The following is a 14,657-nucleotide window of genomic DNA, read 5'->3' as shown; positions in this document are numbered from 1 at the left end:
CTGCCCGGGCCAGTTCAGCCCCGGGCCCGTCGACGCTTGTTCATATCGACACGAGCAATGGACGGTCTGATGCCCTTGCAGACGCTCCACCCCTCCTCGTCAAACGTGGCGGCCGCTCCGCCTCCGCCCGTCGAAGCGACCGCCGCCACCCGCTACCTCAGCGCTGGCGCGTACCTCAACCCCGTCTTCCGGGATCGCTGCCTGCGTGAGGTCTACTACCAGGAACGGCGCTTCACGGCACCGTCCTACGGGTTCGACCTCGTCACCGTTCTCGAGCACTGCCTGCGGGCCCGCAATCTCTCAATGTGGCGAAACGGATCGATCGTCCTCGTGCTCGTCGCGGGCACCTACCTCAACTGGGTCTCTGCCGCATTGGTCGGCATCGCACTGGTCTGCCTTCACGTCACAGCCGCCGCGTGGCGGCTCATCCGTGCCTACCTGGAACGGGTGCGCACCGGTACGGCGGTCGACACGACCAGAAGTCCGAGCCGGGGTCTGCTCCTCCTGCTCCGATGGGCGACTGCGTGGATCGCCCTCATCATCCTGGTCGGCAAGGCTCTCTCCGCCGCTTCTGATTCCACCGGCCTGCGCGTGGGCTTGACGCTGCTGGTGGCACCTACCGCCCTTCTGCTCCCCGTGGTCTTCGCGCTTTGGCAGCAGAAGCGGATCGAGGACTTCACCGTCTACGGCGAGCCACCGCCGATTCGTTGGAACAAGCGCAAGCGGGTGATCAGCGAGCAGCAGGGCGGCAACACCATCGTCTATGGCAACTTCGAGCCTTTCATCGGCGCCGGAGATGTCGTGTCGAGCTGGGCCTTCGCCCAGCGACTCGTTCGCAAGCAGCCCACCAGCCCGGCCGGGGCGTTCGGCGAGCCGACCGAGGGGCAGCGCGAGTTCGACGCGCCGCCCTTCAATGCCGACCAGATCGTCGGCTATGTCCGGCAGCACCTGAGAGAGCTGACCACGGAGGCGCTGCCGGAAATGTCCATTCCGGATCTGACGGTCGAGGATCGCGTCTTCCAGTCCGCCCGGGAGGACGGCCCGCGAACCACCCTCACCACTCCTGAGGAGATGGCCCAGATCATTCGAAATCCCACGAATCCGGCCCGGCACTACCTCGCGTGTCGGGTCGTCTCCTGGGGAGGTGACGTGGTTACGACCGTCTACGTCCACATCGCCCTTCAGGGCCGCTCGCTGTACCTCGAGGTCACCAGTACCACCATGGCACCCTGCAACGAGCGCTACCGGCTCGTCGACGCCGACGGCGGCACCGGCGCCCGGGCCTGGCTCCGGACCGCGATCGACGGGGCCCGCCACACACCACAGACCATCGTCCACGCCCCGGGCAACCTGATCCGCGCACTTGTCGACATGTCCGGGTACGGCAGCCGCACGCAGCGCGGGACGTCACGCCGCCGCAAGGACTACGGCGCCGTGGTGAGCGTCCGTGACATGGGCTCCCGCGACAAGCTCCGAAACTTCACCCAGCGCCAAGACATCCTCAAGTTCCGCCGGTTGATCGAGAGCAGAGTTTTCGCACATGTACTTGACTTCCTCGACGAGCACGACGTCGACACCTCCGAGGTACGCGCCCAGCGGGCCACCATCCTCTACAACAACGGCATCCTCGTGGGCGGTGACATGAGCGTGAATGACGGGAGCGTCAGCAACCAGGTATCCGAGCCAGCACAGGGGTGAAGGGACTCGCATGAACAACCGGGGCATCACGGTCGGCCGGGACATGAACGTGAACCACGGACAGGTGACCAATATCGTCCAGACAGAAGGGCAGCCGCATCGACGGCACGACGTGGATGTGCTGGTCATTACCGCGTTGGTGGAGGAGTACGACGCGGTGAAGCAGGTGCTCGGGCGAGAGCGGTGGGAGGAGCACGGCACCGTCGGATCGGCGCCCTTCGCCACCACCACGGCCGACGGGCTGTCGGTGGCGCTGGCTCGGCCGACCACGATGGGCGGACGGAGCACAGCCCCAATCGCCACCGCCCTCACCGATCGACTGCGACCCGCCTGTTTGGCGATGAGCGGAGTGTGCGCGGGCAAGCCCAGTGCCACCGCCCCTGGGGATGTTGTGGTCGCTTCTCCGGCCTACCAGTGGGACGAAGGCAAGTACGTCAAAGAATTGTTCCGCCCCGACCACCAACAGCTTCCCTTGGACAGCCGGTGGCTACGTGCGGTGCAGGCCTTCGAGCCGTCGGGCCTGCCAAGTCATGGCACCGCCACCGACGAGGAGGCGAAGGTTTGGTATCTGGAACGACTCCTCAAGGACGAGAACCCTCGTACCCATCCCGCTCGGGACCGCTATTTTCCGCGCACAACCTGGCAGGCGCGACTGGCGCAATGGGAGTCGGAGGATCTGATCGCCTGGCGCGACAGCGCCCTGGCGCTGACCGAGACCGGCCGCAAGCTCATCCAACGCGCCCTGTACAACGACGTGGACGGCCCGGACCGCCTGCCCTTCGAGGTCGCCGCGGGGCCGATGGCCAGCGGCGGCGCGGTCATGGCGGATCCCGAGACGTGGAACCGCCTCGAGGTCAACCAGCGCAAGATCCTGGCCCTGGACATGGAGGCTGCGACCATCGCCACTGTCGCGCACGAACGGCAGGTGCCGCACTGGCTTGTCGCCAAGGGCGTGATGGACCACGCGGATCTCGACAAGGACGACCGGTTCAAGGCGTTCGCCGCCCGGGCTTCGGCCGAGGTTCTCTTCGCCCTGCTCGGAGGTCTACTGAGGCCCGTGGCGGCTTCAGCGCCCGTGCCCCGGCAGGGCGGCGCCGTTCCCGAACTGGTCAAAGCCCAGGTTGTTCGTGGGCTCACCTATGACTGGCAGGATCTCGCCGATTACCTCGGGATCCCCTCTCATCAGGTACGCCGGTTTCGCGCTGGCGATGAAGCGTACGAGGTGTGGCTCTGGCTGCAGAGCCGAGACCGTCTGGCGGAACTGCCAGACGCACTGGAGGAGATCGGCCGCGAAGACCTCGCCGGCCTGCTACGCCCGCACCTCTGATGACGTCAGGCCCGGGCGCGGAGCATGACCTCCTCGTCGGTCAGCGGACTGCTCGGGTGGTGACTCAGAGACATCGGAGTACGAGCCTTGTGCGGTGCCTCGCCCTCGAGTGCGACGTAGAACTCGCCCGCAGTCAGGTTGCCGATATCCGGCACGTCGCCCCCCTTCGCCTTTGCCATCTCCCGTGCGGCCTCGATTTGTGCGGGCACGCCGAGCCGGCCGAAGAAGTGAGTTGCGGCATTGCCGGGGATGCGGTTGTGCAAGTTCTTCGGCGCCTGCGTCGCGAAGATCAACCCTAGGCCGTACTTGCGGGCCTGCGAAGCCAGTGCGAGCGTGCTTTGCGTGCAGCCAGTCATCGCTCCCGAAGGTGCGAACGTTTGCGCTTCGTCCATGACCAGCAGACCCAGCAGCGGGCGATCCCTGGCAGGATTTTGCTTGATCCAGCTGAAAAGCCCCATCTGCAGCTGGTTCACGAAGCTCTGCCGGGCTTCATCTCCAGGCAGCCCGATGAAGCTGATGACGGAGATGCGAGCCCGCTTGCCTGGTGACGGAGTCAGCAGCGTTCCTGGGTCGGCCGGGGTACCGACGCCGGCGAACAGCGGATCATTGTCCATTGAGGCCGTCAGGGTCCGTGCCAGGCCCGAGGCGATCTTGGCCGCGCCGGCGAGCTCGCTGACCCCGTCGGGCAAATCCGACAGGAGCGCGATCAGGGTGCGAATGTCCTTGCCACCCTGCCGGCCGAAGTGCTCGATGGTGCGCCGGAGCACAGCCTTTCCCAGATGCGACTTTTCGGTACGGCCGGTGAGATTGGCTTGCGGAGCGATGGTGGTTACCGCCGCTTCGACCGCTGCGGCGAACTCATCGGGATCGTCCAGCACGCTCTCGAAATCTGGCAGCGGCTGGAAGCTCAACGGCCGGCCTGCCTCACGTCGCGGTGTCCACGTGACGACTTCGGTCTCGGCCAGGTACCGGGCCGCGCGGTCGGGATCATCCGGCGCCCAACTACCGGGCGGAGTCGGCCACGCGTCGCCCAACCGCGCCAGGTCATTGTTTGGATCCAGCACGATCGCCGACACGCCCTGCAACGCGCATTCCTCGACGAGGCGGCGCAGCAGCACGGTCTTGCCGGAGCCGGAAGCGGCGAAGATGGCCGTGTGCTTGCGCAGCGCTTCAAGCGAGAGGGAGACGGGCAAACCGTCCTCGATTCCCGCGCCGATGGCGAAGCCGGCAGTGCGTTCGTGCAACGGCGGAGCGTCCGGTTGGACGTCACCAGTCCAGAGGTCAGCGTCAGCCAGCGCCTCCTTGAAGAGCCTGATCTGCTCGGTGGGCCGATAACGGACCAGCCACGCCTGCAGAATGGCCGGGTTCTCGTTCCGCAGACCGTGCAGGGCGGCGAGAGTCCGCAGGTCCGACTCGTCGACCGTCAGCGTCACTCCGCCGTCGCGCTTGAGTTGCTCGATGACCTCCTGCGTCTTGGCCGACTGACTCCACTCGGCGTTGCGCAGCAGGAAGAGTTTCCGCTTGGCGACCTCCGAGGTGAGCCCGGCTGCCGTGCGGGCGCGGCGAATCCGGTGCAGGGCGGCGACACCGTGGTGGGTGTCACTGATCGCCCGGAAGGCCCAATGCACCTGATCCTCGGTACGAGACTGGTCGGGCGAGTGTTCCCGCTCTTCCTCCGAACGCTCATCGAGGTCGCGCCGGAGGCGGGCGTGCAGATCCGGCCTGGAACTCGGTGGCGCATCGATGCTGAACCGCTGGCCACCATCGCCCCGTTCGGCGATCCACGCCTGCAGGCCCGCAGCGAGCATTGCAGGAAACGTGCTGTCCTCCGTGTCGCGTTCAAGGGGGGAGGTGACGTCGGCGTCCCGCTTAAGCTCCTCGAAGTGGGTCTCGATCCGTGCCAGCTCGTCGTCGGCGACGGAGGGCACCGTCACGGGCGCGCTGGTCAGCGCCGTCTCGCTGGGGACATCGCTCAGCTGCTCAAGCTCGCGCACCTCATCGCGGATCAAACAGGCCCGGATGTGCCGGTCCACATCCATGATCAGCTTGCGGGGTGTGTAGCGGTGGGCTCCTTGGAACGCCCCTTCGCGGACGGGCCAGGTCGGATAGGGCGGCGTGTAGCCGATTTCGGCAAAGCGTGGGGCGAAGCGCCTCGCGATGATTTCGCGGGCGATGGTGGCGTCCCGAATTCCCTCGAGCGTCGGACAGCGGCGGAACCGAGGCGCGAACGACGCCGGCGCCTTCTCTACGAGACGAGCCCACGTGGTCGAGAGGGTGGCCACCACCGTGAGCGTCCGCCGGGTCGTGTCCCGCAGGTCGGTCAGGCCGTGGGCGAGGCTGGCGAGCAGGATCGCCTGCCGCGCATCCACCACACCCGAGGAGGCTCCCGTCAGGTCTTCGTGCAGCGCTGCCTGGGCGACCGCTGTGTCGATCTGATCGAACGCCATAACCGAGGGACCGGTGATCGCGAGAAGCCAGGAGATCTCCCGAACAAGCTCCTGAGAGGTGTGAGGTCGGGGACGAATTCCCCACTCTCGCCGCTCCTCGGTGGCCCCCTCTCTACCGGCGTCGAAGAAGTCGGCCGCAATGTCCTGGTGCTCCTCGTTGTCCGAGGCACGCAGGGCGAGTGCGCGCAGGGTGTCGCGGCACTCATGGGCGACGTGGCTGTCGTACCCGCGCAGCCCGCTGACGAAAGAGTCGAGCGCGGGACGGGTCAGCTCGCTCTCGCCGATTACCGCACGCCGGTCGGCTCGTGGTGCCCCGATCCGGGATGCCAGGCGGCGCAGCAGCAACCGCAACTGGGTCTCGCCGTCCGGCATCTCTCGCGCCAGGCCGTCGAGCAGGAAGACCAGCATCCCGTCCCAGAAATGGCGGCCGTCGAGCAGACCGATCAGGAAGAAGTAGCCCCCCTGCTGCTGCACCCGTTCGCGCACCCAACCCAGCAGATGCGTCTTGCCGGTGCCGTGCCGGCCATCCAGCACCAGGCCGATCGGACTTGAGTCCGCGCTCGCCTCGGCCTCGGCGATACCGTCGCGCACGTCCCGCACCACTGACTGGTGAAGCCCATCCACGTGGAAGTGCGATGGACGCCACACGTCGTCGGGCGCCTGGACCCAGCTGAGCCGGAGTGCGGCGAGCACCGTGCGCTGCTCTTCGTTCATCATTGGCCGATCGCCAGCTTGTGCCGATCCTCACCGCCGATGTGGATGGCAGCATTCCGCTCTCGGACGCCGATCCGGTGGCCAAACGGCTCAGGCTCCAGGCTAACGTCCGGCGAGTCCAACATGCCCTCCAGGGCCTTGTCGAGCGCGGACTTCGACACGTCGGCAAGCAGGACACGAAGGTCGGCAAGCTCGACCCAGTCCCCGGGCGCGCTCGCCAGTTTCCCGTACGCGGCGCGCACCCGGCCAGGGAGATCCGTTGGCTCGGCCCGGTCGACCCCGCTCGCCGATCGCTGAAAGAGTTTCTGCTGCGCCAGAACGGCGGCCCAGTACAACTCTCGCTCCTTGGCCGAGCGCTTCTCCCCCTCCGGCACGCGGCCCTGCTCCAGCGTCAGTGGCTCGAGGAGTGCCTTGACACCCTTGTCGGTAATCGAGTGCCGGTACGGGCTCGGCTTGGTCCTGGAGATGATGTAACCGTCCGCGTTGAGCTTCGCGTAGTCCGGGCTCTTCAGCCGGACACCGTAGATTTCGGCCATCTCGCTGTTCGAGATCTCCCGGCCCTCGGCCCGAAGGATGATCAAATACGCGTACTCCGCGGAGGTCAGGTCGGAAGCCATCAAGGGTCCTCTCATTCACGACTAATGATCTGGCCGTTCGCGTCCAGCCCGAAGGCCCGCAGCCGGATCAGCGACGGATGGTCCTGCGCTGTGTACAGGCCCAGGAGCCGCTCGGCCGCACCTGCCGTTCCGGCGTTCAACTCGGCACGAAGGTTCACCTCGTCACGCAGGTCGAACAGGAGCGAGCAGAGCTTCCCCGGGGCCTCGGGATCTCCCTCGTCGACTGCTTTTCGCAGCGCGTCGATCTCGTACGAGGCGTCGGCGCTCCGATCGGCGTCGCGTTCGAGCTTCGCTAACCGAAGCTCGGCGGCCCGGTCCCCCGCCTCGGCGCGTGCCCGTAACAGCTCGACCTCTCCCCATCCGGCGTAGAGGTCGGCCAATGCCTCCGCAGACCGCAAGTCACCCTGCTCGGCCCGTACTCGCAGCTCGCGCAGGCAACCGCGTTCCAACAGAATCTCCACCAGCCGGTCGGTAGCCATCGCGTCACCGGCCGCGGCTTCCTGGCGCAGGCCGTCGCAAACGCCGCCATCGGCAAGGATCTCGGCGATCTCGGCAGGTATCTGCCGCGTCCGGCGGCCGCCTCGCGGTCTGACATGATCTGTCCTGCTCCGAAGCTCCTGCAATCGGGACAGTTTCTTGACGGCCAGCCGGTCCTCCGGGTGGGCTGCTACTCGCTCGGTGAGCATCTGCTGTGCTTCTGCGAGCCGGTCCTGCCGAACGAAAAGATCGACCAGTTCTGCGCTGGCGCGGCCGTCGTCGAACTCCGCCACGAGCCGGCTCAGCGCGATTTCGGCATAGCGATAGCGGAGCCGGGAGGAGGCACCGTCGGCCAGCCGTCGCAGATCATCCCGCCGGTGCAGCATTGTCGCGAGGGCGTGCCACGCCTCGTGCGGGATTGTTTCGGTTCGTCGTTTACTCCGGACGTGCTGGGCGAGATAGTCCGCAATCGTGTAACCGGCGAGCGTGCCCGGACGCCCATCGTCTGCCGGGAGCAAGGGCGAAACGTCCCCGTAGAGGGGGCCGGTCGCGTGCGGCAGTGCCTGGGTCAGCCAATCTTGCGTCGGCTGCACGCGGTGGCGCGGCCGGAGATAGCCGAACATGGCATTCGCCAGCAGTTCCTCGCTGAGCGGAGATTGCACACCGAGCCGGTGTGCGTCGGCTGCGGCGGTGATCATTGCCTTGACGTAGGCGTTGGCGGGCTGTTCCCAACACATCACCAGCCTCGGCCCGCCGGCGAGAACCTGTGTCATGCCCACCTCTTCGGACTTCAGCGCGTCGCGGATCCGGCTGTCCTGGCGGGCAACCTCCTCCGCTTTCGCCCGCTCGGCGGAGTTCAGCGAATCGGGAACGGGTACCACGAATGCCCCTTTTACCAGGGCGTGGACGTCCTCGCGGCCCGCCGTCCAGTGGGCGTACTGATCCGGCCACAGCGTTCCAACCACTAAATTTCCGTGCCGCACCAGGGCGCGGACACACTCGGAGGTGAGCGGTGGATGACCGCCCAGATACTGGTGCAACTCGTCGAGCCAAAAGACCATGCCACGCGGCGGCGAATTCTTCCACTTCAGCAGATCGGACGCCTCGGCCGGCTGAATCAGCCACCAGTCCGGAACCAGTTCGTACACCGCTTCGTACAAGGACCTGGTCTTTCCGGTTGAGGATCCACCCACCAGGACGACAAAGTTCCCGCGGTCGGGCAGCTTCGAGGCCAGTGCGGTCCTCAGCAAGAAATCGAAATCACGCGTCACATAGGACGGTAAGTCGTCGTCACCGGATGCGGTCGGAATGGCACTGTGAATGCCGAGCTCCCGAGGAATTGCCATATCGACGCGTGGCCGGTCCAGCAATCCCCTTCACCGCCCCTTGATCGGTGGCCAACGATCGAACCGAGGCTATCTCACCAGAGCGAAGATCACCATAAGTGAACGGGTTGACCACGGACCGCAGCCACCGGTGCTCCAGAACGGCAGGCTAGTGGCATCCTCGGCCCTGTCCGACACCGTTCAATGTCCGTGCGCGTCGTACGCCTTCCACTCCTCGGCCGGGGTGAGCGGGACTGGCGTGGGCCGCCGCACCCCGGTCGTCAGCTCGATCCGGCGGCCTTCGGCTGCCGACTGGAGCAGCGTGGTCATCGTTTCGAGTACGTGCAGCGCGAGGTCGCCGCCCGCGCGCGGCGGACGCTGAGCGTCGGCCCGGACGAAGTCGATCAGGCCGATGCCGCGGGACGACTCGGCGTATCCGGCCTGCGGTTCGAGAACGCGCCATTCGGTGCCGCCGAGCGCGAAGAGGCGGACCTCCCCGTCGAAGTGGTTCGGGTCGGGTACGGCCAGGGTGCCGGTCTCCCCTCGTACCTCGATCGGCGCGGCAGCCGTCGTGACGCCGTCGAAGCTCGTGGTGATGGTGGACAGGGCACCGTTGGCGTGTTCGAGCACGCCTGTCACGTGGGTGTCCACCTCCACCGGGATCCGCTGGCCGGTGCGCGGGCCCGAGCCGATGACGCGCTCGGCACGCAGCCGGCTGGCGGCTCCGAGCACCGCGCGCACCGGCCCGAGCAGGTGGATGAGCGCCGAGATGTAGTACGGCCCCATGTCCAGCAACGGGCCGCCGCCCGGGGCGTAGTAGAAGTCGGGGTTGGGGTGCCAGCGCTCGTGCCCCGCGGTGACCATGACGGCCGACGCGGACATCGGGCGTCCGATGAGCCCGCCGTCGATCGCCGCCCGCGCCGTCTGCGTACCCGTGCCCAGGACGGTGTCCGGCGCGCAGCCGACGCGTACGCCGGCCGACGCGGCCCGTTCGATGATCGTGCGACCCTCCGGGAACGTCACGGCGAGCGGCTTCTCGACATAGACGTTCTTGCCCGCGTCGATCGTGGCGAGGGAGATGTCGGCGTGCGCCGCGGGGATGGTGAGGTTGAGCACCGTCCGCACGTCCGGGTGGGCGAGCAGGCGCTCGACGCTCAACGCCTCGGCCCCGGGAATGAGGGCGGCGGCCTCGGCGGCCCGGGAGGCGTCGAGGTCGGCCAGTGCGGCGACGCGCACCGCGGGGTGGTTCGCGAGGGTGTCCAGGTACGCGCGGGAGATGACCCCGAGACCTACGATGCCGACGAGGTGCGGGTCGCCCACCGCATTCCCCTCTCGATGACGGTACGGACGCTCGGGTGCTCCAGCACGTCCAGGCTGTGCCCCGGGGTCGTCACGACGATGCGCCCGGCACCCCAGCGCCGGGTCCAGATGGCGGGCGAGGTGACCGGCCGGTGCCACGGGTGCCACGCCTGGGTGGGGTGGGTCGTCACGGCCAGGACGTCGACGAGGTCGTCGTGCAGCACCCAGTACTGTTCGGTGACCAGGTCGAAGTCGTCGATGCCGGCGGTGATCGGGTGCTCCCGGCCGAGGTCGGTGACGCGCACCGGGTGCGGCAGGAAGTTGTCCTCCGGGCCACCGTGCCGCTCGCACGGCTCCTTGCCCGGGTGGGTGGCGAACTGGCCACCGACCAGATGCAGGTATTCGGATGACGCGCGGAACGAGTCGACGATGCCGCCGTGCCAGCCGGTGAACCCCGTGCCGGCGACGACCGCCGCGCTGAGGCCCGCGACCTGCTCCGCGGTGATCTGCGACATCGTCATGCACTGCACGATGAGGTCGGTGTCGGCCATCTCGGCGGCATCGGCGTAGACCTCGGTCGACTCCTCGACCCGTACGGCATAGCCGCTGTCCTTCAGGAAGGGGAGGAACAACTCCGTCGCCCTGACCGGCTGGTGACCCTCCCACCCGCCCCGCACCACAAGTGCTCTCCGCTGCGCCACCCTCGCTCCCTCCCCCGGTTGGTCGCCACCGGGTTGACCGCTCGCGCCCCGACGATGCCCGTGAATGTCACGCACCGAAAACCGTACTAGGGGTTGCTGCGGTGCGCCCGTCAGCCGGCGGCCGGTGTGCTCTCGCGGACCGTACGCCGGGTGGACCGTCTGAGCATCGCGAGTTCCTCCGGGGTGAACGGAGGAGCCTTCAGCGGCGGGTGGGTGGGCCCGCTGCGCAGCGCCGCGAGGACGCGCGGTTCCATCAGGCTGCTCACCGGGGCCGCGAGTGTGACGACGTCGAAGAGTGCCGACGCGATCTCCGGCTGCCGGGCGGCGGCCGTCCCGATCGCGTCCGTCATCTCCCGTCGAGCGTTGGCCTGCTGCGGCAGCAGACGGTCGTCGCCGCTGCGTACCCGGCAGTTGGGGTAGCAGATGTCCTGCGTGGTGGCGAACGTCCAGGCCTCGTCGACGACGTCGGCGAGGCCGCGCATGACGCGCCGCATCGTCGCCGGGCCGGCGTCGCCGGTGGACAGTTCCCGGTCCAGGACTGCGGCGCTGCGGGCGGCGGTGACCATGCCGTGGCCGTACGACGGGTTGAACGAGGCCATCGAGTCGCCCAGCAGGAGCAGGCCGTCAGGCCAGTCGGCGGCGCGCTCCGGGTACAGGCGGCGGTTGGCGGTGCTCCGCGACCGCTGGACCGAGGTCAGTGGCTCCGCGCCACCGATCAACTCCGCGATGATCGGGTGCCGCAGGTTGCCGGCGAACTCGGTGAAGGACGCGTCGTCGGCCGACGGCTCGCCGCCGCGGGTGCCGGACAACGCGACGATCCACCGGTCGCCCTCGATCGGCAGAAGGTATCCGCTCTGACCAGGGCGCCCGTCGCGGTGGTCCGGCTGCACGCTCACCCCGGGAAAGCTGCCGTCCACCCACTCCGGCACCCGGAACAGCCGCGTGGCGTACGTGATGCCGGTGTCGACGAGGTCCTCCTCGACCGGCCGCAGCCCCAACTCCGCGAGCCACCGCCGGGTCGCCGACGAGCGACCGGTGGCGTCCACGACGAGGTCGGCGGCCAGCTCGGTGGTCTCGCCGTCGGCCACCGAACGCACCGCGACGCCGGTCACCGTCTCGGCCGAGCCGAGCAGGCCGTCCGCCTGCGTGCGATCCCGCACCACGATCCTCGGATCGGCGCGCACCCGCTGGCGGACGGTCCAGTCCAACAGGTCCCGGCTGGCGGAGAGCATGAACTGCGCCTCGGGGAACCGGTGCTGCCACCCGTACGCGCTGAACAGGGCGTTGCCGGTGGGGATGCTGACGCGCTTCGCGCCGGCCCGCAACAGCTGCTGGGTCAGGCCGGGCAGCAGGGTGTCGAGCACCCGCGCGCCGCTGGACCACAACTGGTGCAGGTGCCGGGCCTGCGGAAGCCCGGTACGCGGCTGTGGGCCGGGCGCGCCCAGGTCGTCCCGGTCCACCACGGTGACCGTGCCGAAGTGCCGGGCGAGGACCTGCGCGGCGAGCATGCCGGCGAGTCCGCCACCGAGGACGACGGCCCGGCGCTCCGCCGGGTTCACCGCGTGGCCCGGGTCGTCGGGGCCGCCGTACGCGCCACGCGGCGGACCGCCGAGGCGTGGCGGGCAGGGTCGGTCATGGAGTGTCCTCTCGCGTTCGATGAAGGTTGGTGCGCGGCGGGGTGAACCCGCCGGCCGCTGCCGTCACTGAGGTGCGGGACCCCACCGGAGCAGGCTCGCGCCGAGGCTCATGCCGCCGCCGAAGCCGGCGAGCAGGACCAGGTCACCGGGGCGTAGCCGGCCTTCGCGGTTGGCATCGTCGAGCGTCACCGGGACCGAGGCGCTGCCCACGTTGCCGTACCGCTCCAGGGTCCGACAGGTGTGTGCCCCGGCCAGGCCGCACCGCTGCACCAACTCGCTCAGCAGCACCCCGTTCGGCTGGTGCGGCACGAAGTGGTCGATGTCGTCCAGGCCGACGCCGGCCCGTTCCGCCAGACCCCGCATCGCGGGCGGGACGTGCTCGAAGACGAAGTCGCGCACCCCGCGGCCGTCCATCCGGAAGAAGTGGCCGCCGGCGGCCACCGTCTCCGCCGACGCCGGCAGGCGGCTGCCGCCGGCCGCCACGTGGATCAGCCCGTGTGCGGACCCGAAGCTGGACAGGTCGAAGGCCAGGAAGCCGCTCCCCTCGGGCGCGGGGCCCACCACCGCCGCGCCCGCCCCGTCACCGAGCAGCACGGCGGTGCGGCGGTCGTCGAAGTCCAGCGACCGGGAGTACACGTCCGCACCGATCACCAACGCGTAGCGGTCGTCCTCGCCCACCGCCAGCAGGCTGTGCGCGAGCGCCAACGCGTAGACGAAGCCGCTGCACACCACGTTGACGTCGAAGCACGCCGCCCGGGTGGCGCCGAGCGCGTCCTGCACGAGGTACGAGGTGGGCGGCTGCGGTGAGTCCCCGGTGGAGGTGGAGACGATCACGTAAGCCAGTTGGTCCGCCGACAGTCCGCTCTGCGCCAGCGCCCGCTCGGCGGCCTTGACCGCCAGGTCGGAGGTGGCCTCGTCGGGGGCGGCGTAGCGCCGGGAGGCGATCTGGGTCTTGCGCTCGATCCAGGACGGGTCGAGCCCCATCCGCTCGGCCAACTCCACGCTCGTCACCTCCTGCTTGGGCAGGTAAGACCCGGTGCCGAGGATGCCCGTGCCGCGCGCCCTCACAACGCCTCCGCCGCGACCGGCAGGCGCAGCGGGTTGATCCGCTGCTCGCCGATCCGCTCCCGGGCCGCCCGGTCGGTGACGCCGAGCCCCGGCTCCGGCGCCAGGCAGAGCACCCCGACCTTGCCGATGTGCGAGTTGGTCTGCACCAGCCGGGCCGCCTCACCCACCTCGGCGAGCTGGTAGCTGCGCGACAGCGCCGGCGACAGGTGCCCCAGGTCGAACAGGCGGATGCACTCCGTGTTCTCCTGGAGATTGGCCACGTGGCTGCCGATCACCCGCTTCAGGTTCATCCACAGGTACCGGTTGTCGTACTGGTGCTGGTAGCCGGTGCTGGAGCCGCAGGTCACCACCGTCCCGCCGCGCCGGACCAGGAACACCGACAGGCCGAAGGTCGCCTTGCCGACGTAGTCGAACACGATGTGCGGGTCGCCGCCCGCCCGCTCCCGGATGATCCGGCCGAGGCGCTTGCCGGCGGCGACGGTCTCCTCCGGCCCGTCCTCCGCCCCGCCCAGGCCCAGCTCCTCGCGGTCGACGACGATGTCGCAGCCGAGCCGGCGCAGCAGCTCCGCCTTCTGCGGCGAGCTGACCACCCCGACCGGGATGCCGCCACCGTTCTTCACCATCTGCACGGCATAGGCGCCGAGGCCGCCGGTGGCGCCCCAGATCAGCACGATGTCGCCCTGCTTCATGTCCGCGCCCTGCCGGCTCACCAGCATCCGGTACGCGGTGCCGGCGCAGAGCGTCACCGAGGCCGCCTCCTCCCACGTCAGGTGGGCGGGCTTGGGCAACAGCTGGGTGGCCCGGACGACCGTGTAGTGGGCGAGCCCGCCGAAGTTCGTCTCGAAGCCCCACGCCCGTTGTTCGTTGCCCATCATCCCGTCACCGTGGGTGGCGGGCTCCTGGTCGTCGACGTAGGCGGGGCTGACCACCACGTGGTCGCCGACCCGCCAGTGCCGCACCCCGACGCCGACGCGCACCACGACGCCCGCGCCGTCGGAACCGACCACCTGGTACGGCTGGTCGTGCCGGCCGGCGAAGCCCCCGGTGGCGGCGAACCGCTTCAGGAAGCCGAACGACGGCATCGGCTCGAACATCGCCGACCAGACCGTGTTGTAGTTGATCGAGCTGGCCAGGACGGCGACCAACACCTCGTCCGGGGCCAGCTCCGGCATCGGCACCTCGCCGACCCGCAGGGACTTACGGACGTCCTTGTCCTCGACGCCGGTGAACATCTTGACGTCCTCGACCCGCAGGTGCGCGGCGAGGTAGCGGTCCGGCACCGGCGCCGCGGACAGCGTCTCCGGGGAGGCGCCGGCGAGTACGGCCTCACTCAGTGGGTCCATCGGT

10 protein-coding genes are annotated in these 14,657 nt (G+C 68.9%); 2 read left to right on the top strand and 8 right to left on the bottom strand.

What is annotated here, in order from left to right:
• Nucleotides 1-69: 69 nt before the first annotated feature.
• Both AB0B14_RS00115 and AB0B14_RS00110 read left to right on the top strand, forming a co-directional pair.
• The gene (locus tag AB0B14_RS00115) at nucleotides 70-1,698 is read left to right on the top strand and encodes a hypothetical protein (protein ID WP_357520237.1); all 1,629 of its coding nucleotides are present in this window, start codon (nucleotides 70-72) and stop codon (nucleotides 1,696-1,698) included.
• 10 nt (nucleotides 1,699-1,708) lie between these two features.
• Nucleotides 1,709-3,025 carry a hypothetical protein gene (locus AB0B14_RS00110; RefSeq protein ID WP_357520235.1) on the top strand — a complete coding sequence of 439 codons (1,317 nt, stop codon included), beginning with the start codon at nucleotides 1,709-1,711 and terminating at the stop codon, nucleotides 3,023-3,025.
• A 5-nt stretch (nucleotides 3,026-3,030) separates the two neighbouring features.
• Here the strand turns inward: AB0B14_RS00110 and AB0B14_RS00105 are convergent, their stop codons facing one another.
• The 8 genes from AB0B14_RS00105 to ccrA all read right to left on the bottom strand — a co-directional run bounded on the left by AB0B14_RS00105 (nucleotide 3,031) and on the right by ccrA (nucleotide 14,653).
• On the bottom strand, nucleotides 3,031-6,189 hold the full coding sequence (locus AB0B14_RS00105; protein ID WP_357520233.1) for a DUF87 domain-containing protein: 3,159 nt from the start codon (nucleotides 6,187-6,189) through the stop codon (nucleotides 3,031-3,033).
• The gene (locus AB0B14_RS00100) at nucleotides 6,186-6,803 is read right to left on the bottom strand and encodes a hypothetical protein (protein WP_357520231.1); all 618 of its coding nucleotides are present in this window, start codon (nucleotides 6,801-6,803) and stop codon (nucleotides 6,186-6,188) included. Before AB0B14_RS00100 ends, AB0B14_RS00105 begins: the two co-directional genes overlap by 4 nt.
• Before the next feature lie 11 nt (nucleotides 6,804-6,814).
• Nucleotides 6,815-8,551, bottom strand: a complete 1,737-nt coding sequence (locus AB0B14_RS00095; RefSeq protein ID WP_357520229.1) for a hypothetical protein — start codon at nucleotides 8,549-8,551, stop codon at nucleotides 6,815-6,817.
• A 255-nt stretch (nucleotides 8,552-8,806) separates the two neighbouring features.
• Nucleotides 8,807-9,925: a Gfo/Idh/MocA family oxidoreductase gene (locus tag AB0B14_RS00090; RefSeq protein ID WP_357520227.1), complete on the bottom strand. Its 1,119-nt coding sequence runs from the start codon at nucleotides 9,923-9,925 to the stop codon at nucleotides 8,807-8,809.
• Nucleotides 9,895-10,605 carry a ThuA domain-containing protein gene (locus tag AB0B14_RS00085; protein ID WP_357075195.1) on the bottom strand — a complete coding sequence of 237 codons (711 nt, stop codon included), beginning with the start codon at nucleotides 10,603-10,605 and terminating at the stop codon, nucleotides 9,895-9,897. Before AB0B14_RS00085 ends, AB0B14_RS00090 begins: the two co-directional genes overlap by 31 nt.
• 110 nt (nucleotides 10,606-10,715) lie before the next feature.
• Nucleotides 10,716-12,164 carry an FAD-dependent monooxygenase gene (locus AB0B14_RS00080; RefSeq protein WP_357520225.1) on the bottom strand — a complete coding sequence of 483 codons (1,449 nt, stop codon included), beginning with the start codon at nucleotides 12,162-12,164 and terminating at the stop codon, nucleotides 10,716-10,718.
• A 141-nt stretch (nucleotides 12,165-12,305) separates the two neighbouring features.
• A complete protein-coding gene (locus AB0B14_RS00075; protein WP_357075200.1) occupies nucleotides 12,306-13,310 on the bottom strand; it encodes a ketoacyl-ACP synthase III in 1,005 nt (334 codons plus the stop codon).
• Nucleotides 13,307-14,653, bottom strand: a complete 1,347-nt coding sequence (gene ccrA / locus AB0B14_RS00070) for a crotonyl-CoA carboxylase/reductase (protein WP_357075203.1) — start codon at nucleotides 14,651-14,653, stop codon at nucleotides 13,307-13,309. The genes AB0B14_RS00075 and ccrA overlap by 4 nt, the downstream gene beginning before the upstream one ends.
• Nucleotides 14,654-14,657: the final 4 nt, after the last annotated feature.

Source organism: Micromonospora sp. NPDC049171, assembly GCF_040648275.1.
Classification (GTDB): Bacteria; Actinomycetota; Actinomycetes; order Mycobacteriales; family Micromonosporaceae; genus Micromonospora.
This window is presented reverse-complemented; position numbering and strand designations above follow the sequence as displayed.